15 protein-coding genes are annotated in these 18,363 nt (G+C 62.5%); 14 read left to right on the forward strand and 1 reads right to left on the reverse strand.

What is annotated here, in order from left to right:
- Window positions 1-8: 8 nt before the first annotated feature.
- Entirely contained in the window at window positions 9-3,002 is a 2,994-nt protein-coding gene (locus tag ACH196_RS05280; RefSeq protein WP_396645551.1) for a beta strand repeat-containing protein, read from the reverse strand.
- Window positions 3,003-3,377: 375 nt separating this feature from the next.
- Between ACH196_RS05280 and ACH196_RS05285 the strand changes: the two genes are divergently transcribed.
- The 14 genes from ACH196_RS05285 (at window position 3,378) to murB (ending at window position 18,348) form a co-directional block, all read left to right on the forward strand.
- Complete coding sequence (locus tag ACH196_RS05285; protein WP_396645553.1) at window positions 3,378-3,617, forward strand: hypothetical protein; 240 nt, start codon at window positions 3,378-3,380, stop codon at window positions 3,615-3,617.
- Window positions 3,617-4,159 carry a GGDEF domain-containing protein gene (locus ACH196_RS05290; protein WP_396645555.1) on the forward strand — a complete coding sequence of 181 codons (543 nt, stop codon included), beginning with the start codon at window positions 3,617-3,619 and terminating at the stop codon, window positions 4,157-4,159. Before ACH196_RS05285 ends, ACH196_RS05290 begins: the two co-directional genes overlap by 1 nt.
- A 490-nt stretch (window positions 4,160-4,649) precedes the next feature.
- Entirely contained in the window at window positions 4,650-5,114 is a 465-nt protein-coding gene (mraZ, locus tag ACH196_RS05295; protein WP_396645745.1) for a division/cell wall cluster transcriptional repressor MraZ, read from the forward strand.
- Window positions 5,111-6,127, forward strand: a complete 1,017-nt coding sequence (gene rsmH, locus ACH196_RS05300) for a 16S rRNA (cytosine(1402)-N(4))-methyltransferase RsmH (protein ID WP_396645557.1) — start codon at window positions 5,111-5,113, stop codon at window positions 6,125-6,127. The genes mraZ and rsmH overlap by 4 nt, the downstream gene beginning before the upstream one ends.
- Before the next feature lie 2 nt (window positions 6,128-6,129).
- Window positions 6,130-6,507 (forward strand): hypothetical protein, encoded by a 378-nt coding sequence (locus ACH196_RS05305; RefSeq protein WP_396645559.1) that lies wholly within the window; start codon window positions 6,130-6,132, stop codon window positions 6,505-6,507.
- Complete coding sequence (locus tag ACH196_RS05310; RefSeq protein WP_396645561.1) at window positions 6,504-8,219, forward strand: peptidoglycan D,D-transpeptidase FtsI family protein; 1,716 nt, start codon at window positions 6,504-6,506, stop codon at window positions 8,217-8,219. Before ACH196_RS05305 ends, ACH196_RS05310 begins: the two co-directional genes overlap by 4 nt.
- 69 nt (window positions 8,220-8,288) lie before the next feature.
- Window positions 8,289-9,743: a UDP-N-acetylmuramoyl-L-alanyl-D-glutamate--2,6-diaminopimelate ligase gene (locus ACH196_RS05315; RefSeq protein WP_396645562.1), complete on the forward strand. Its 1,455-nt coding sequence runs from the start codon at window positions 8,289-8,291 to the stop codon at window positions 9,741-9,743.
- Window positions 9,740-11,173 (forward strand): UDP-N-acetylmuramoylalanyl-D-glutamyl-2,6-diaminopimelate--D-alanyl-D-alanine ligase, encoded by a 1,434-nt coding sequence (locus ACH196_RS05320; protein ID WP_396645563.1) that lies wholly within the window; start codon window positions 9,740-9,742, stop codon window positions 11,171-11,173. The genes ACH196_RS05315 and ACH196_RS05320 overlap by 4 nt, the downstream gene beginning before the upstream one ends.
- A gap of 25 nt (window positions 11,174-11,198) precedes the next feature.
- On the forward strand, window positions 11,199-12,281 hold the full coding sequence (mraY, locus tag ACH196_RS05325) for a phospho-N-acetylmuramoyl-pentapeptide-transferase (protein WP_396645564.1): 1,083 nt from the start codon (window positions 11,199-11,201) through the stop codon (window positions 12,279-12,281).
- 4 nt (window positions 12,282-12,285) lie between these two features.
- Window positions 12,286-13,686 (forward strand): UDP-N-acetylmuramoyl-L-alanine--D-glutamate ligase, encoded by a 1,401-nt coding sequence (gene murD, locus ACH196_RS05330; protein WP_396645566.1) that lies wholly within the window; start codon window positions 12,286-12,288, stop codon window positions 13,684-13,686.
- Window positions 13,686-14,843, forward strand: coding sequence for a putative lipid II flippase FtsW (gene ftsW / locus ACH196_RS05335; RefSeq protein WP_396645568.1), 1,158 nt, complete (start codon window positions 13,686-13,688; stop codon window positions 14,841-14,843). The genes murD and ftsW overlap by 1 nt, the downstream gene beginning before the upstream one ends.
- Window positions 14,844-14,855: 12 nt before the next feature.
- Window positions 14,856-15,983 carry an undecaprenyldiphospho-muramoylpentapeptide beta-N-acetylglucosaminyltransferase gene (gene murG / locus ACH196_RS05340; protein WP_396645570.1) on the forward strand — a complete coding sequence of 376 codons (1,128 nt, stop codon included), beginning with the start codon at window positions 14,856-14,858 and terminating at the stop codon, window positions 15,981-15,983.
- Entirely contained in the window at window positions 15,980-17,386 is a 1,407-nt protein-coding gene (murC, locus tag ACH196_RS05345) for a UDP-N-acetylmuramate--L-alanine ligase (protein ID WP_396645572.1), read from the forward strand. Before murG ends, murC begins: the two co-directional genes overlap by 4 nt.
- Entirely contained in the window at window positions 17,383-18,348 is a 966-nt protein-coding gene (murB, locus tag ACH196_RS05350; RefSeq protein WP_396645574.1) for a UDP-N-acetylmuramate dehydrogenase, read from the forward strand. Before murC ends, murB begins: the two co-directional genes overlap by 4 nt.
- Window positions 18,349-18,363 lie beyond the last annotated feature (15 nt).

Here is an 18,363-nt window from a genome sequence, read left to right on the forward strand (position 1 = left end):
GCTCCGGCCTACACCACCTGGAAATCCGCCGCCGTGATCGTCGGCAGGCCCGTAAGCGTTGCGAACTGGACGGCGGCGCCGGCGCCATTGGCGTCTGCGTCGTATAGGAGCTTGCCGGTGTCGGTTTCGTAGATGATATGGTCGTTGGTGTCCTGCGCCGAACCGGTGGCGTTCGCTCGGAAATAGCCGGAAAGAAGCGCGCCGGTCGCTCCCAATGCCGAGAAGATGGCATTGTCCAGCCGGATCGTGTCGTCAGCGGCCGAGAAGTCGGCGATGGTGTCGACGTTGGAAGCGCCAAGCGCCGTCGTGAAGACGAAGAAGTCTTTTCCCGCGCCGCCGGTTAGCGCATCCGATCCCGCTCCGCCGTCGATCAGGTCGGTTCCGTTCAGGCCGTAAACGGCGTTCTTCGCGGTATCGCCGGTCAGCCTGTCGCTGAAGCCGGAGCCTTCGAGGTTTCCGATGGAAATGAAGGTATCGCCGGCTGCCTCGCCGGTGTTGCCGGCGGGTGTAGCAAGGTTGACGAAGACGCCTGCCACCGCGCCGGCGTAGGAGGCCGTGTCGGTTCCATTCCCGCCGTTGAGGTAATCGGCGCCGGCGCCTCCGGACAGAAGGTCATTGCCGTCACCGCCGCCCAGCTTGTCGTCACCGTCGCCGCCCCGCAAGACGTCGTTGCCGGCCGCGCCGCGAAGCACGTCGATGCCGCCGAGGCCAGTCAAGGTGTTGGCGCCTGCATTGCCGTCGAGCGTGTCGTTGAAGGCCGAGCCTTCGAGGCTTTCGACCGAGTTGAAGGTATCGCCCTTGGCCTCGCCGGCATTGAGTGACGGATCGGCGAGGTTGGCTTTGACGGCGGCGGTGGCCTGGGCGTAGGAGGCGGTGTCTATGCCGGTTCCGCCGCTGAGATGATCGCCACCGGCGCCGCCGAGGAGCATGTCGTTGCCATCACCGCCGAAAAGTTTGTCGTCCCCGTTATAACCCTTGATGGCGTCGTTGCCGGCGTTGCCAATGATCGTGTTGGCGTTGTTGTCGCCGTTCAAGGCGTCGTCATAGGCCCAGCCCGTCAGGTTTTCGATCGACATGTAGGTGTCGCCTGCTACATCGCCGGTATTGATCGAGGGATTGGCGAGGCTTGCAATGACGCCGGTCGCGGAATCGGCGTAGGACGCGGTATCCACCCCGTCACCACCGATCAGCGCATCGGCACCAGCGCCGCCTGTGAGAGTGTCGTTTCCCTTGCCTCCAGACAGGCGGTTGGCGTTTAGGTCGCCGGTCAGCGAATCGGCGAAATTGGAACCGGTGACGTTTTCAATGTTTGTCAGGAGATCGTCCTTGGCGTCTCCGCCAGTGTTGACATTGGTAGTGAGATTGACCGTCACACCCGACTTGGAGCGCGTGTAAGTGGCGGTGTCATTGCCGCCCCCGCCGTCAATGTGGTCGCCGGGCCCATCGAAGGAATTAACTGCAATTCCATCGCCTCCCTCGAAATAGTCGTCAAACTTGCTACCCCAGAGCCAATCTCCCTTTGAAGTCCCGATAACGCTTATTCCTGACGTTACCCCTCCATCGCCGATGATCGCGCGCTCGCCATTTTTTGCCAATCGTGCAAAGTCTATAAGGCCCCCTGCGCCGACTAAGCTAAATCCAATTGTCTTTTCCTGTCCTTCACCCGTAATTTGACTTAACGATTTAACTTGATCAATGTTTAGGAATAACCTCTGATTGTTGTAAGATAAGTCAAGTATCTCGATGTTCTTGAAGCTAATGCCGGAGAGTGACCCGCCATCAAGTGAAATCGTATCAATTCCGATGCCTCCATCAATTGATGCGCTCACTTCGCCTGTAATCGAAAATATGTCATTGCCTCTTCCACCATCCAAAATGTCTGAGCCGAGGCTTACATCGAATCTGTCATTTCCATCCCCGCCTTTTAGGATGTCATCGAAATTCGACCCGCTCAGCCAGTCATCCCCGTTGCTGCCCGTGATATTTGCACCTGAATTGATTCCGTATAGAAAAACCGTAACGGATTGACCGTCAGATATGCGAGTTGAAAAATCAATCGATCCGCCGTCTCCTTGAAAGCCGAATACAATTTTGTTTGTGGGAGCAATGGAATCCAGAATTATATTTTCAAATTCATTCATCTGTTCGAAGCTGGCGCGCACCTCATATGGAGATTTGACGATTAGTACTTCAACGTCATGAAATTCAGGATTAAAATATTCGTCAAACATAGAGCTTGCAATCACGGTGTCTATGCCAGAGCCGCCGCTTATAATTTCATTCCCTCCAGAAATTACGAAGGTATCATTTCCGTCATTGCCATTTAAAGTATTTTTTTGTCCATTGTTGTTTTTAAAATAGTCATCCCCGTTTCCGCCATTCAACGTATCTGCGCCAAAGCCGGGCGTGGCCATAAGAATGTCGTTGCCATCACCTCCGTATAAAATATCAATACCACCGCCACTTACTAAGTTATCGCTTCCATCGCCGCCGTTCAAAACATCGTTGAAGTCCGTGTCTCCTAGAAAATCATCGTTTGGTGTTCCAAATACATCTATCGCTGATGTTGTATCCGAGAAATAATCATAATTTAATTTTATTGAATAACCTTTCGATATATTTTCAGAGAAATTAAGGGCTCCTCCTGCTCCGTCGACATATATGCGCACAAATCCGCCAGAGTTCTTGGAGAATATAAAATCGAAACTGTTCAATTGGGATGCGTTTGCCGCGAGGCTGTAGGTTTTTGAGACGTCAACTATTTCGATGTTCTTGTATATTCCAGTTCCTAGCCCCGCCGGGCCTAAGGCTAAGGTATCTGTTCCTGCACCTCCATCTATGACTCCTCCGGCATTCCCAGAGATCAGGAATTTGTCATTCCCGCCTCCGCCATAAAGTAAATCAGTCCCGCAGGTCTTCCCGTCGATCCACCCATCAAACGTATCCGGGCCGTCGGTGCCGGTGATCGTGTCGTCGCCTGTCGTGAGCAGATAGGTGGCCATGGAATTTCCCCGGGTCGAATGCCGTTGCGCCGTCCGCCGTTCGCCGGCGAGCGAAGAAAGTTTTCGGGATAGCTGATCGTCCGGCCTCGTTCCCCTCCTGCGCGGAACGAAGCGGACCAGTTGTGACTTTATTGTCCTTCAAACGCTGTATCGCAAATGCATACTTGGCGTGTCAATGGAGGCAAGTATTTGACGCTAGGGTGGGGAAATTCAACAACAGGGGCGGTTATTCGATTTGTCGGCCCTGACGGCGCTTGGGGATTGCTGTATCAGGCCGCGAAGGGGAATTCGTCACGCGTACCATTCGACTTTGCGGTCTCGCGGGAACCCTCCTTTAACAATCCTTGAGTATGCTGCGGTGCAACGAGGCGTGGCGTGTCGGTGAAAAAACTGGATTTCTCGTCCCGGGGTTGGGGCCGCGTCTATCTGCTCAGCGTGCTCGGTACGCTGGGATGCATCGCTGTTGCCTTCGCCATCGACAGCTATTCGTTCGAGGCCGGCGTGTGGCGCTGGGGAAGCGATCCCTGGAACAATCTGTTCATTCCGCTGGTGCTCGTCTTTCCGCTGTTCGTGCTGCTGCTCAGCGGGCGCTGGCGATCGCCCACCATCAACTGATGATCGTCGCCTCGACCGACGGCCTGACCTCGTGCCTGACGCGCATCGCCTTCACGACGCTGGTCGACGCCTATCTGGAGAAGGTCGCGGCGGAGGAGAGCCGCAGGGAAGGGGCGCTGCTGGTCATCGATGTCGACCACTTCAAGACGATCAACGACAGTTTCGGCCACGACCGTGGCGACGAAGCGCTGAAAGTGATCGCGGACACCATCAAGGGCGCGGTGCGGGAAATCGATCTGGTCGGGCGGCTTGGAGGCGAGGAGTTTTCCGTATTTCTCCCCGGACTGGATGCCGACCGGACGGCGGCGGTCGCCGAGCGGATCAGGGCTGCGATCAATGCGGCGGAATTCGTGCCCGACGGGCAGCGATGCGCCCTGTCGGTCAGCGTCGGCGGTGCAATTTTTGAGCGCGATTCGTCGTTCGCGCAACTCTACAAATATGCCGACCAGCGGCTCTACAATGCCAAGCGGAACGGCCGAAATCGCGTCGAGATAGCGCGCGGCGCCGTCCCGGACGGGACCGCCGGTCCGGTCATGCATTAGAAGCGCCGCGGCGCTTCGAGGTCGGGCTGGCAAGCCTCTGATCTGTCTCGTTCAGAACGTCAGCCGCGGCCGAGTGATCCGACTCCTCCCGGATATTGCCTCGCGACCTCCGTCAGTCCAGGGCAGGTGCCGCGCCCGGCAATAACCCTTCGTTAGTCTTAATGGACCATAAAGGATAACGGGCCGGAGAAGCTCCCGTTGGGTGCCTTCCGTCTCGTATCTTTGACCCGATCCCGTTGACGCCCATAGTGCCCCATGCTATCCCATTTCCAACTTCAGCAGCGCGTGCAGGGACGGGTGACGGCGTCGAAATTTTCGGCGGCCGGTCTTGGCGTTTTTCAGCCGCAAGCCCGCGCTGGCAAGGCCTTAAAGGGGCGGGGAGTGGAAGCGTCGCAATCGGCGCGGCTTGTCCCCAAGGACCTGAAAGGGCTCGGCAAAAGCGCGTCGGAAGAGGCGCGGGACAGGAGGGATGCGGCCGCCGCATCGGATGATGGACCGATTTCTGTCGAATGCCGTCAACAGGATCGATGCGAAGGGCCGGGTGTCGGTTCCGGCGCATTTCCGAGCCGCGGTGCAGAAGCGGGGCTATTCGGAGCTGTATGCACTCAGAGCGCTGGATATGCCGGCGATGGACGTGGGCGGGCTCGACCTGCTCGACCGATACGAGCAGCGGATCGCGCAGGAAGATCCGTTCCTGCGGACAGCGGACGACATGTCGTTCTTCGTGCATGGCGACGGGGCGTTTCTGAGGATCGACCAGGACGGACGCATCACGATGAGCGACTTCATCCGCGACCATACCGGGATCACCACGGAGGCGGTTTTCGTCGGGCGCGGCACGTTCTTTCAAATCTGGGAGCCGGGCCGTTTCGTAACCTACGGCAAGGCGGTGCGCGAACGGCTGCTCAGCCTGAGGCAAGCCCGGGAGAGTATTGGCGCGAGGGCGTCGGAATGATGGCGGGCCACGGCGAGGATGACCTCGCGGTTGGCGGACCGGCCCGCCACATTCCGGTTCTCCTCGCTGAAGTGCTGGAGGCGCTGCGCCCGGAGATCGGGCAGGTGATGATCGATGGCACGTTCGGGGCGGGCGGATATACCAAGGCGATTCTTGCGAGCGGCGCGTCGGTGGTTGCCATCGACCGCGACCCGGACGCCATTCGGGACGGCAGGGTGCTGGCGGCAGCATCCGAGGGCAGGCTGACGCTGGTGCAGGCGCCGTTCTCGTCGCTCGACGAGCATGCGGAGCAAGTCGACGGCGTGGTGCTCGACATCGGCATCTCCTCCATGCAGGTCGACCAGGCGGAGCGCGGTTTTTCGTTCCGCGCCGATGGGCCGCTGGACATGCGTATGGCGCAGGCGGGGCTTTCTGCCGCGGACGTCGTCAACCGCTTCAAGGCGGCTGACCTGACGCGAATCTTTGGCCTGCTCGGCGAGGAAAAACATGCCGGGCGCATCGCCCGCATGATCGAGCGGCGGCGGGCCGAAAGACCGTTCGAGCGGACGACGGACCTTGCCAAGGCTGTCGCCGACCTCGTCGGCTTCCCGCCGCGCGAAAAGATCCATCCGGCGACGCGGGTGTTCCAGGCGCTGCGCATCTACGTCAATGACGAACTGGGCGAACTGGCGCGCGCACTGGTCGCGGCGGAAAGGGCGCTGAAGCCCCGCGGGCGGCTGGTGGTGGTGACGTTCCATTCGTTGGAAGACCGTATCGTCAAGCGTTTCATCGCCGACCGCTCGACCGATCCGGCCGGTTCGCGGCATCTGCCGCAGAGGCAGGCGGTGGTCTCGACCTTCGACAAGCTTGGCGGTGTGGTTTCGGCATCGGAAGCGGAGATTTCGGCCAATCCGCGCGCTCGTTCGGCAAAGCTGCGCGCGGCTGTCCGCACGGAAGCGCCTCCGCGCGCCGTCGATCCGGCGCTGTTCGGGCTGCCAAAACTTCCAGACATACGCTCAAGCACGGAGAAGTAACGGTGTTCCGTACAAGCGACATGGTGCTGATCGCGGTCATGGTTTCGGCCGCTGCCTTTACCTACAAGACCAAGCAGGAGGCCGAGGGGCAACTGGCGTCGGTACGCAAGCTCGAACAGCAGATACGCTTCGAGCAGGATTCGATCGCGTTGCTAAAGGCCGACTGGAGCCTGCTGACGCAGCCGGTGCGGCTGCAGAAGCTGAGCGAGATCTTTCAATCCGACCTGCAACTCCAGCCGGTCGATCCGCACCAGTTCGCAAAACTCGACGAGATTCCCGTCCGCGCCCTCGATATCCAGGACATCATCGGGCAAGCGCACGATCTGGTGGCCGGCGGCGACAACATGGACGAAACCAAAACCGGCGCGGTGCAGCAATGATGAAGTTTTGGCGCAAGAAGTCGGACGCGGCACAAAGTTCGACGGCGTCGATCGTTGTCGACGGCGCGCGCATGTCGACCGGGGGACGCACCAAGACCCGTGTCGTCATGACCATGGCTGTGTTCTTCGGCATCTATGCGGCGATTGCCGGCCGGCTCGTCTATCTCGGTTTCCAGGATCCGGAATCGGGCGGCCCGCCGGTGTCGCGGGTAACGGCGTCGCGGCCCGATATCGTCGACCGCAACGGCCAGGTGCTGGCGACCGACATCAAGACGGCGTCGCTGTTTGCCGAGCCCAAGCGGATCGTCGACGCCGACGAGATCATCGAAAAGCTGTCGACCGTGCTGCCAGATTTGGAGGTCGAGCAGACGTATCACAAGCTGAAGAACGGCGCGGGTTTCGTCTGGCTGAAGCGGCAACTGACGCCTCGGCAGCAGGCCGACATCATGGCGCTTGGTCTGCCCGGCATCGGCTTCCGCACCGAAAAGCGGCGTTTCTATCCCGGCGGCCCGACCGCCTCCCACATTCTCGGCCTGACCAATATCGACAACAAGGGCATTGCCGGGATGGAGAAATACATCGACGACAACGGCCTTGCCGACCTGCAGGCGTCGGGGCTGGCGGTCGCCGACGATCTGCAGCCGGTGAAACTCTCGATTGACATCAGGGTGCAGCACATCGTGCGCGACGAGGTCTCGCAGGCGATGGAGCGCTATCACGCGATTGCGGCGGGCGCCGTGGTGCTCAACGTCAAGACCGGCGAGGTGCTGGCCATGGCGTCGGTGCCGGATTTCGATCCGAACAATCCGGTCAATGCGCTCGACAAGGACCGGCTGAACCGCATGTCGGCCGGTCTCTACGAGATGGGCTCGACCTTCAAGAGCTTTACCACGGCGATGGCGCTGGATTCCGGCAAGGTGACGATGCAGAGCCGTTTCGACGCCAGCCGGCCGATCACAATCGGCCGCCGGACCATCCGCGACTTCCATGGCAAGGGCAGGGTGCTGACCGTGCCGGAAGTGTTCATCTATTCATCGAACATCGGCTCGGCCAAGGAGGCCGACGTGGTCGGCATCGAGGGCCACAGGGAGTTCCTGCACAGGCTGGGCGTGCTGGAGCGCATGAAGACCGAGCTTCCCGAGGTCGCCAAGCCGACCGAACCGAAAGTGTGGAAGAAGGTGCACTCGATCACTGTCGCCTTCGGCCATGGTGTCTCGACCACGCCGCTGCAGACGGCCGTCGGCGCCGCCGCTCTGATGACCGGCATGCTGCTGCCGCCGACCTTCCTGCCGCGGACGGAGGAAGAAGCGCAGGTGGCGGGCAAGAAGGTCGTCACCGACTACACGGTCGAGAGCATGCGCTATCTGTATCGCCTCAATGCGACCGCGCCGGGCGGCTCCGGCAAGCGGGCGACGGTGCCGGGCTACCGGGTTGGCGGCAAGACCGGCACGGCGGAAAAGGTGATCAATGGCCGCTACTCGGGCAGTGTGCGGTTCAACGCCTTCGTCGCGGCGTTCCCGATGGACGATCCGCAATACATAGTGCTGTCGATCATCGACGAGCCGAAGCCGGAGAAGCCGGGCGCGGGCGCCACCGCAGGCTTCAACGCCGCGCCGATTGTCGCCAACATCATCCGCCGCTCGGCCTCCATGCTTGGCGTAAAGCCCGATTTCAGCCATGAAGGCGAGGCAACGCTGGCTTCTACTCAATGATTCCAGGGGCGCGCGGACAAGGCGCGCCGTTTGTTTATGACGACCGGACAGAAGATCGAAACAACTCCAATGAAACTCGCCGATCTCGCCGTCATCGTGCCGGTAGCGCAAGGCCTGCCCGCCGACCTGGAGGTGACGGGCGTGACCTCGGATTCGCGGGCCGTGCGGCCGGGCATGATCTTCGTCGCCGTGCCGGGCACGAAGGCCGACGGATCGGCCTTCGTGGTTGACGCCGAGGCGCGGGGCGCCGTAGCGATCGTTGCCGGAAAGGGCGCGACCGTCGGCTCGCTGGTGGTGCCGGTGATTTCGGTCGATGATTCCCGTCTGGCGCTGGCGCGGATCGCCGCGCGGTTCTATAGCCGGCAGCCGGAAACCATGGTGGCGGTGACGGGAACCAGCGGCAAGACTTCGGTCGCCTCGTTCACCCGGCAGATATGGGAGCAGGCAGGACATGCGGCGGCGAGCATCGGCACCACGGGCGTGATCGCGCCCGGGCGCAACGATTACGGTTCGCTGACGACGCCCGACCCGGTCGCCCTGCACAGGCTGCTGGCTGAACTTGCCGATGCGGGCGTCACCCACGCGGCGATGGAAGCCTCCAGCCACGGGCTCGACCAGCGAAGGCTGGACGGCGTCAGGCTCGCGGCGGGCGCCTTCACCAATCTCGGCCGCGACCACATGGATTACCACCCGACGGTCGAGGATTATCTCAACGCAAAACTCCGGCTGTTCGACACGCTGCTGCCCAAGGGTGCGCCGGCGGTGATCTTTGCCGACGACCCCTATTCCGAACCGACGATACATGCGGCGGACGCGGCCGGGATGAATGTGCTGACCGTTGGCCGGCATGGTGACTTCCTGACTCTGAAGCGGGTCGAGCACGAGCGCTACCGGCAGCGCGCCGAGATCGAGCACAAGGGCGAGATTTTTGAGATCGACCTGCCGCTGGCCGGCGATTTTCAGATCTACAACGCATTGGTCTCCGCCGGATTGGCGATTGCCACCGGAACGCCGGCCGGCAAGGCACTGAAGGCGCTGGAGAAACTGAAGGGTGCGTCGGGGCGGCTGGAACTCGTCGGCACGGACGCCAATGGTGCGCCGGTCTATGTCGATTACGCACACAAGCCGGATGCGCTGGAGAATGTGCTGTCCTCCGTCCGTCCATTCACGACCGGCCGGGTGATCGTGGTGTTCGGATGCGGCGGCGACCGCGATCGGGGCAAACGGCCGATCATGGGCGAGATCGCCACGAGGCTCGCCGACGTGACGATCGTCACCGACGACAATCCGCGCTCCGAGGTGCCGGCCGAGATCCGCGCCGCCATCCTTGCCGCCGCGCCGGGCGCCATCGAGATCGGCGACCGCCGCGAAGCGATCCATTCGGCCGTCGACATGCTGAAAGCCGGCGACACGCTGATCGTCGCGGGCAAGGGGCATGAGGAGGGACAGACGATCGGCGCCGAGACCTATCCGTTCTCCGACCATGAGGAGGTGCGAAAAGCCCTCCGGGACCACGCCGCATGAGCCTGCTCTGGACCGCCCATGAATTGATCCGCGCGATGGACGGCCGCCCGGTGGGTATGATGCCGGCCGGTATCGGCGGCATCTCGATCGACAGCCGCACGCTGAAGCAGGGGGACGCCTTCTTCGCCATCAAGGGCGAGGTGATGGACGGTCATGACTTCGCGACCGCCGCCGTCAAGGCGGGCGCTGCGCTGCTGGTCGTGGCCGAAGGCAAGCTACCGGCGCTGGGGCGGCTGACGGCGCCGATGATCGTCGTGCCGGACGTGCTGGTCGGGTTGGAGAACCTCGGCGTCGCGGCGCGTGCCCGCAGCGATGCCAAGATCGTGGCGGTGACCGGTTCGGTCGGCAAGACGACCACCAAGGAAGCGCTGCGCCACGTGCTGTCGTCGGTCGGCAAAGTGCATGCCTCCGACAAGTCGTTCAACAACCACTGGGGCGTGCCGCTGACGTTGGCGCGCATGCCGGCCGACTGCGACTACGCGGTGTTCGAGATCGGCATGAACCACCCCAATGAAATCCGGCCGCTGGTCAAGATGGTGCGCCCGCATGTCGCCATCGTCACGCTGATCGCGCCGGCGCATCTCGGCTTTTTCAACAGCCTCGACGAGATCGCGCAGGCCAAGGCGGAAATATTCGAGGGTGTCGAGCCGAACGGCTACGCGCTGCTCAACCGCGACGACAGCCGCTGGAAGCTGCTGGAGAAACTGGCGCGCAAGGCCGGGGTGAAGAATGTCGTCGGTTTCGGCGAGAACGGGCGCGCGCAGTTCCGGCTGACAAAATGCGAGCTTCACGCCGATCATTCGGCGATATCGGTCAAGATCGGCGGCAAGACGATCGAGGCGCGAGTCGGCGCCCCCGGACGCCACATCGTGCAGAACGCGCTTGCGGTGCTCGGCACGGCAAGGTTGGTAGGCGCGGATATGGACAAAGTGGTTGCCGCACTCGCCGACCTCGTGCCGGAAAACGGGCGCGGCCGGCAGCATCGGCTCGACACGGAAAGCGGCGTCTTCACGCTGATCGACGAGAGCTACAATGCCAACCCGGTGTCGATGAAGGCAGCGATCGAACTGCTCGACGCAACGCCTGTCGCCGCCGAGGGGCGGCGTATCGCGGTGCTGGGCGACATGCTGGAACTCGGCAGCCATTCGGCCAAGCTGCATGCCGGCCTGGCACGGGTCCTTTCGGAGACCAGCACCGACATCGTGCTGATGGCCGGACCGTATATGAAGAACCTGGCGGACACTCTGCCCGGTGACATGCGCAAGGAATACCGCGCCAGTGTTGACGACCTGAAGCCGATCCTGCTCGACGCCGTCGGGCCCGGCGACGTGGTGATGGTCAAATCCTCCAAGGGCATCGGCTTTTCCAAACTGGTCGATGCGCTCCTCAACCGGTTCCCGGCGCATGCCGGCGGCCAGAAATCAAACTGACCGCGGTACCGGGGGATAGGGGGCGATGCTTACACTTCTTGCGAATTTCGACGACCACATAAAGTTTTTCAACGTCTTCCGGTACATCACGTTCCGGACCGGTGGCGCGTTGATCACAGCCGCGGTGCTGGTCTTCATCTTCGGCCAGCCGATCATCGACTCGCTCCGGGTCCGGCAAGGCAAGGGCCAGCCGATCCGTGCCGATGGACCGCAGACGCATTTCAAGAAGGCCGGTACGCCGACCATGGGCGGGCTGATGATCATCTCCGGCATCGTCGGCTCGACGCTGCTGTGGGCCAACATTACCAGCGTCTATGTCTGGGTGGTGCTGTTGGTGACGCTCGGTTTCGGCGCGATCGGCTTCTACGACGACTATCTGAAAGTGACGAAGCAGTCGCATCTGGGCTTTTCGGGCAGGGCGCGGCTTGCCATCGAATTCGTCATCGCAGGCATCGCCGCCTGGGTGATCATGCATAATGGCCAGGCGCCGTTCTCCTCGTCGCTGACCTTCCCGTTCATCAAGGATTTCCTGCTCAATCTCGGCTGGTTCTTCATTCCGATGGGCTGCATCGTCATCGTCGGCGCCGGCAATGCGGTAAACCTTACGGACGGGCTGGACGGACTGGCGATCGTGCCGATCATGATTGCCGCCGCGTCTTTCGGCGTGATCGCTTACCTGTCGGGCAACGCAGTGTTCGCCGACTATCTTCAGATCCATTTCGTGCCGGGCACCGGCGAACTCGCCATCATCCTCGGCGCGGTGATTGGTGCTGGCTTGGGTTTCCTGTGGTTCAATGCGCCGCCGGCGGCGATCTTCATGGGCGACACAGGGTCGCTGGCGCTGGGCGGCCTGATCGGCACCATCGCGGTCGCCACCAAGCACGAGATCGTGCTGGCGATCATTGGCGGGTTGTTCGTGATGGAAGCGCTGTCGGTGATCATCCAGGTCGGCGCCTTCAAGATGACCGGAAAACGGGTGTTCCTGATGGCGCCCATCCATCATCATTTCGAAAAACTCGGCTGGACGGAAAGCCAGGTGGTCATCCGCTTCTGGATCATCGCTGTCATCCTGGCCCTGGTCGGCCTCTCGAGCCTGAAGCTTCGGTGAGATCATGATCGCCGCGCGCTCCTTTGCAGGCAGGAAAGTAGCGCTCTTCGGGCTCGGCGGCTCGGGGATCGCGACGGCGCGCGCGCTGATCGACGGCGGAGCGGATGTGTTGGCCTGGGACGACAATCCCGACAGCGTGGCAAAGGCCGCCGAACAGTCCATCCCGACGGGTGATCTGCGCGCTGCGGAGTGGCCGGGGTTCGCCAGCTTCGTGCTGTCGCCCGGCGTGCCGCTGACGCATCCGAAACCGCACTGGACGGTCGAACTGGCGCGCGGGGCGGGCGTCGAGATCATCGGCGACGTCGAGCTTTTCACGCGCGAGCGCATCGCCCGGGCACCAGCCGCGCCATTCATCGCCATCACCGGAACCAACGGGAAGTCGACGACGACGGCGCTGACCGCGCATATTCTGAAGGCGGCCGGGCGCGACACGCAGATGGGCGGCAATATCGGCCGCGCGGTGATGACGCTCGATGAACTCGAGGACGACCGTTTCTACGTCGTCGAATGTTCTTCCTACCAGATCGATCTGGCGCCTTCGATCAACCCGACAGCGGGCGTGCTGCTCAACCTGACGCCCGACCATCTCGACCGTCACGGTACGATGCAGCACTACGCCTCGATCAAGGAGCGGCTGGTCTCCGGCAGCGAGACGGCGATCATCGGCGTGGACGACATCTATTGCGCGCAGATCGCCGACCGGCTGGAAAAGGCCGGCAGGCATGTCGTGCGCGTCTCCAAGCGGTTACCGCTGACCGACGGATTTTTCGCCGACGGCACCAACCTGATGGAGGCGAGCGACGGCCGTTATGAACGGATCGCCTTTCTCGAAGGGATCGGCTCGCTGCGTGGCCAGCACAATGCGCAGAATGCGCTGGCCGCCGTCGCGGCCTGTTTGAAGGTTGGGCTGGACCTCGGCGAGATCCAGTCGGGGCTCGAGAGCTTTCCCGGTCTGGCGCACCGGATGGAGCAGGTCGGGCGCAAGGGTAAGGTACTGTTCGTCAACGATTCCAAGGCGACCAACGCCGACGCCTCGGCACCGGCGCTCTCCAGCTTTCCGCGCATCTACTGGATCGCCGGGGGACTGGCCAAGGAAGGCGGCATCGAGCCGCTGCGATCCTATTTTCCGCGTATCGCCAAGGCGTATCTGATTGGCGAGGCCGCGCCCGCCTTCTCCGCCACGCTCGGCGAGGCGGTGCCCTATGAAATATCGGGAACATTGGCCGCAGCGGTCGAGCACGCGGCCAAGGACGCGGATGCGGACGGGTCGGGCGAAGCGGTGGTGCTGCTGTCGCCGGCCTGCGCCAGTTTCGACCAGTTCCGCAATTTCGAAGTGCGCGGCGATGCCTTCCGTACCGCCGTCGAGGCCATCGAAAACATAACCCCCATCGGAGGGACACGCTGATGCAAACCAGCCGCCTGGATCGCAGCCCGGTTGCCGTCTGGTGGCGGACCATCGATCGCTGGTTCCTCGCCGCCTTCCTGACGCTGATGGGGCTGGGCGTGGTGCTGTCGTTTGCGGCAAGCCCAGCGGTCGCCGAGCGCATCGGCCTCGACAGCTTCCACTTCGCAACCAGGCAGATCATCTACATGATCCCGGCTCTGGCGGCGATGCTGGCTGTGTCGTTCCTGACGCCGCGGCAGGTGCGGCGCATGGCGATCATCATGCTCGGCGTATTCCTGCTCCTGATGGTTGCAGTGCTGTTCGTCGGTGTGGAAGTGAAGGGAGCGCATCGCTGGGTGTCGTTCGCCGGCATTTCCGTGCAACCGTCCGAATTCCTGAAGCCGGCCTTTGTGATCGTCTGCGCGTGGCTGTTTGCGGAAAAGGCGCGCAATCCGGCCATTCCCGGCAATGTGCTGGCCATGCTCCTGCTGTGCGTGGTCGTATCTCTGCTGGTGCTGCAGCCCGACCTCGGCCAGACGATCCTGACGACCAGCACCTGGGGGGTGATGTTCTTCATGGCCGGAATGCCCTGGTTCTGGATCATCGCCATCGGCTCGCTGGCGGTGGTGGGCGCATTCGGCGCCTATGTGACTTTCGACCATTTCGCCGGCCGCATCGACCGCTTCCTGACCGGCGAGGGCGATTCCTACCAGGTGGACATGGCGCACGATGCGCTGCTCAACGGCAAGTGGCTCGGTGTCGGGCCGGGTGAGGGCCTGTATAAGAAGATGATCCCGGACAGCCACGCGGATTTCGTGTTCGCGGTGGCCGGCGAGGAATACGGGCTGATCATGTGTTTCCTGATCATGGCGCTGTTCGCTTTCGTCGTGCTGCGGGGCCTGAACACCGCGCTGAAGGAGCATGACGATTTCACCCGCTACGCGGTGGCCGGGCTGGTCTGCGTGTTCGGTTTCCAGTCGATCATCAATATGGGCGTCAATCTGCAGATGATGCCGGCCAAGGGCATGACGCTGCCCTTCATCTCTTATGGCGGTTCCTCTCTGATCGCGATTGCGATCTCGATGGGCATGGTGCTGGCGCTGACGCGCAAGAAGCCGACGCGCCTGATGCAGTCGGGTACCGCCATGCTGGCGCGCCATGCGCTTCCGGCCGAATAGTGGCGGAGCAGCATGGCGAAGGGTGCGATATTACTGGCTGCGGGCGGAACCGGCGGGCATCTGTTTCCAGCAGAGGCGCTGGCGCATGAGCTGACCGCGCGCGGCTGGACCGTGCATCTGGCGACCGATGACCGGGCGGAGCGCTATGCAGGCAATTTTCCGGCCGCGGCTGTCCATCCGATTGCGTCGGCGACGTTCGGGTCGCGCAATCCGATAAAGCTGGCGGCCGCTTTCTGGACGATCTGGCGCGGGGTGCGGCAGTCCTCCGACCTGATCCGCCGGATCAAACCCGCGGCCGTTGTCGGCTTCGGCGGCTATCCGACCCTGCCGCCGCTCTATGCGGCGACGCGGCGCAAGGTGCCGACGCTGATCCACGAACAGAACGCGGTGATGGGCCGCGCTAACAAAGCACTGGCGGCGCGGGTGAATATGATTGCCGGCGGTTTCCTGAAACCAGGGGCGAGCGGCGTCGCGGCGAAGATCGTCGAGACCGGAAACCCGGTGCGTCCCGCGGTGCTGGAGGCGGCGAAGACGCTGTATCGGGCGTCAGGCCGTGGCGAACCGTTCCGGCTGCTGGTGTTCGGCGGCAGTCAGGGCGCGCAGTTCTTTTCCGACGCGATTCCTTCCGCGGTCGCAAAGCTTTCACCGGAGCAGCGCAAGCGCCTGAACGTGACTCAGCAAGCGCGTGCCGAAGATGCTGAGAAGGTCAAGAAGACCTATTCGGAACTTGGCGTTCCTGCGGAAATCTCACCTTTTTTCACCGACATGGCGGCGCGTATCGCCGCGTCGCATCTGGTGATGTCGCGTTCCGGGGCCTCGACTGTGTCGGAGATCGCGGTGATCGGCCGGCCGGCATTGTTCGTCCCCTATCCGCATGCGCTCGACCACGACCAGGCGGCGAATGCGGCGGCTCTTTCGGCCGCCGGTGGGGCACAGGCATATCCGCAGTCGACACTGTCGTCGGAGCGCATTGCGGAACTGATCGGCGGCCTGATGGACGACCCCAAAACCCTGTCAGGCATGGCGGTGGCGGGCAAGTCGGCCGGCAAGCCGAACGCTGCGCGGTTGCTCGCCGACCTCACAGAGGCTATTGCCGAGGGAAGAAGTTTGAACGAATTCAGGGAGGGTGCCGGCGCATGAAGATGCCGCAGACCATAGGGCTGGTGCATTTCATTGGCATCGGCGGCATCGGCATGAGCGGCATCGCCGAGGTTCTACGCAATCTCGGCTATCGTGTGCAGGGCTCCGACCAGGCCGACGGCGCCAATGTGCAGCGGTTGCGCGACAAGGGCATCGAGTGTTTCGTCGGGCATAGCGCCGAGAATCTCGGTGATGCCGAGGTGGTCGTTGTGTCGACGGCGATCAAGAAGAACAATCCCGAGCTTGTGGCGGCGCGTGAAAAATTGCTGCCTATCGTGCGGCGCGCCGAGATGCTGGCCGAGCTGATGCGTTTCCGCCAGGCGGTGGCGATCGGCGGAACGCATGGCAAGACCACCACGACATCCATGGTGGCGGCGCTGCTCGACGCCGGCGGGCTCGATCCGACGGTGATCAATGGCGGCATCATCAACGCCTATGGCACCAACGCCCGCATGGGCGACGGCGACTGGATGGTGGTGGAAGCCGACGAGAGCGACGGTACGTTCCTGAAGCTGCCGGCCGAGATCGCGGTGATCACCAACATCGATCCCGAGCACCTCGACCACTATGGCAGCTTCGACAAGGTGCGGGAGGCGTTCCGGCAATTCGTCGAGAACGTGCCGTTCTACGGCTTCGGCGTAATGTGCACGGATCACCCGGAAGTGCAGGCGCTGGTCAGCCGCATCGAAGACCGCCGGGTCATCACCTATGGCGAGAACGCGCAGGCCGACGTGCGCTTCACTCGCCACCGTATGGAGAACGGTTCGTCGAAATTCGACGTGATCATCCGCAACCGCAAAAGCGGCGTACAGACGGTGATCGACGGGCTTAGCCTGCCGATGCCCGGCCGGCACAATGTATCGAACGCCACGGCGGCGATCGCGGTGGCGCATGAACTCGGTATTTCCGGCGAGGCGATCCGCAAGGGACTGTTGGGTTTCGGCGGCGTCAAACGCCGGTTCACGCCGACCGGCACGTGGAACGGCGTGCGTATCTTCGACGATTACGGGCACCATCCGGTGGAGATCAAGGCGGTTCTGAAGGCGGCGCGCGACGCGACCGACGGACGCGTAATCGCGATTGCCCAGCCACACCGCTTCACGCGCCTGCACGATCTGTTCGACGAATTCTCGGCCTGTTTCAACGACGCCGACACGATCCTGGTCACGCCTGTCTATCCAGCCGGCGAGGAGCCGATCGAAGGCGTCAACTCGCAGGCGCTGGCGCAGCGCATCCGCGCCGGCGGGCATCGCGATGCGCGTTATATCGACGGCCCGGCGGCGATCGCGCCGGCGGTGCGCGACCTCGCCAAGGACGGCGACTTCGTCATCTTCCTCGGTGCCGGCAACATCACCCAATGGGCTTACGCTCTGCCGAAAGAACTCGGCGGCGAGGCTGTATGAAGCGCGGCGAGGCCCTGCTCAACCAACTCGGCGACAGGCTTGCTGGCCTGCGCGGGCGCATCACGCCCGACGCGGAAATGGAAAAGATCACCTGGTTCCGTGCCGGGGGCACAGCCGACGCGCTGTTCCAGCCGGCCGATGAGGAAGACCTTGCCGCATTCCTGAAGGCGGTGCCCGAAGATGTGCGGCTCGTGGTGGTCGGCATCGGCTCGAATCTGCTGGTGCGGGACGGCGGGTTGCGTGGCTTCGTCATCCGCCTTTCCGCGAAGGGTTTTGGCGAGGCGGAGGTCGTCGGTGAAAACCGTATTCGGGCGGGTGCCGCCATGCCGGACAAGCGGCTGGCCGCCGTGGCCCTGGAGGCCGGTATCGGTGGCTTCCATTTCTACCATGGCATCCCGGGCGCGGTCGGTGGAGCGTTGCGGATGAACGCTGGCGCCAATGGCGTCGAGACACGGGAGCGGGTGGTCGAGGTGCGCGCACTCGACCGGCAGGGCAATTTGCACGTGCTGTCCAATGCCGATATGGGCTACTCTTACCGTCATTCGTCCATGCCGAAAGAACTCATTTTCACCTCTGCGATTTTCGAGGGTCATCCAGAGGATCGTACTGCCATCAAAGCAGCGATGGATGCGGTCCAACACCATCGCGAGACCGTGCAGCCGATCCGTGAAAAGACGGGCGGCTCGACCTTCAAGAACCCACCCGGCACCTCTGCCTGGAAGGAGATCGATGCAGCCGGTTGCCGTGGCATGATGATCGGTGGCGCTCAGATGTCGCCCATGCATTGCAACTTTATGATCAACACCGGTACCGCCACCGGCTACGACCTCGAATATCTCGGCGAGGCCGTGCGGGCGCGTGTGGTGGAGAACTCAGGCATCCGGCTTGAATGGGAGATCAAGCGGCTCGGCCAGTTCGCGCCGGGACGCAAGGTGCACGAGTTTCTGGGGCAGTTGCTGTAGCCTCATCGAGGTCGG

It is taken from the genome of Mesorhizobium sp. IMUNJ 23232, from assembly GCF_044326205.1.
In the GTDB taxonomy this organism is placed as follows: Bacteria; Pseudomonadota; Alphaproteobacteria; order Rhizobiales; family Rhizobiaceae; genus Kumtagia.

Coding starts and splice junctions, on each gene's coding strand:
- ACH196_RS05290 (WP_396645555.1), top strand. CDS start 3,617: ATGATCGTCGCCTCGACCGACGGCCTGACCTCGTGCCTGACGCGCATC.
- mraZ (WP_396645745.1), top strand. CDS start 4,650: ATGGACCGATTTCTGTCGAATGCCGTCAACAGGATCGATGCGAAGGGC.
- murB (WP_396645574.1), top strand. CDS start 17,383: ATGAAGCGCGGCGAGGCCCTGCTCAACCAACTCGGCGACAGGCTTGCT.
- murC (WP_396645572.1), top strand. CDS start 15,980: ATGAAGATGCCGCAGACCATAGGGCTGGTGCATTTCATTGGCATCGGC.
- ACH196_RS05280 (WP_396645551.1), bottom strand. CDS start 3,002: ATGGCCACCTATCTGCTCACGACAGGCGACGACACGATCACCGGCACC.
- murG (WP_396645570.1), top strand. CDS start 14,856: ATGGCGAAGGGTGCGATATTACTGGCTGCGGGCGGAACCGGCGGGCAT.
- rsmH (WP_396645557.1), top strand. CDS start 5,111: ATGATGGCGGGCCACGGCGAGGATGACCTCGCGGTTGGCGGACCGGCC.
- ACH196_RS05315 (WP_396645562.1), top strand. CDS start 8,289: ATGAAACTCGCCGATCTCGCCGTCATCGTGCCGGTAGCGCAAGGCCTG.
- ftsW (WP_396645568.1), top strand. CDS start 13,686: ATGCAAACCAGCCGCCTGGATCGCAGCCCGGTTGCCGTCTGGTGGCGG.
- ACH196_RS05310 (WP_396645561.1), top strand. CDS start 6,504: ATGATGAAGTTTTGGCGCAAGAAGTCGGACGCGGCACAAAGTTCGACG.
- murD (WP_396645566.1), top strand. CDS start 12,286: ATGATCGCCGCGCGCTCCTTTGCAGGCAGGAAAGTAGCGCTCTTCGGG.
- mraY (WP_396645564.1), top strand. CDS start 11,199: ATGCTTACACTTCTTGCGAATTTCGACGACCACATAAAGTTTTTCAAC.
- ACH196_RS05320 (WP_396645563.1), top strand. CDS start 9,740: ATGAGCCTGCTCTGGACCGCCCATGAATTGATCCGCGCGATGGACGGC.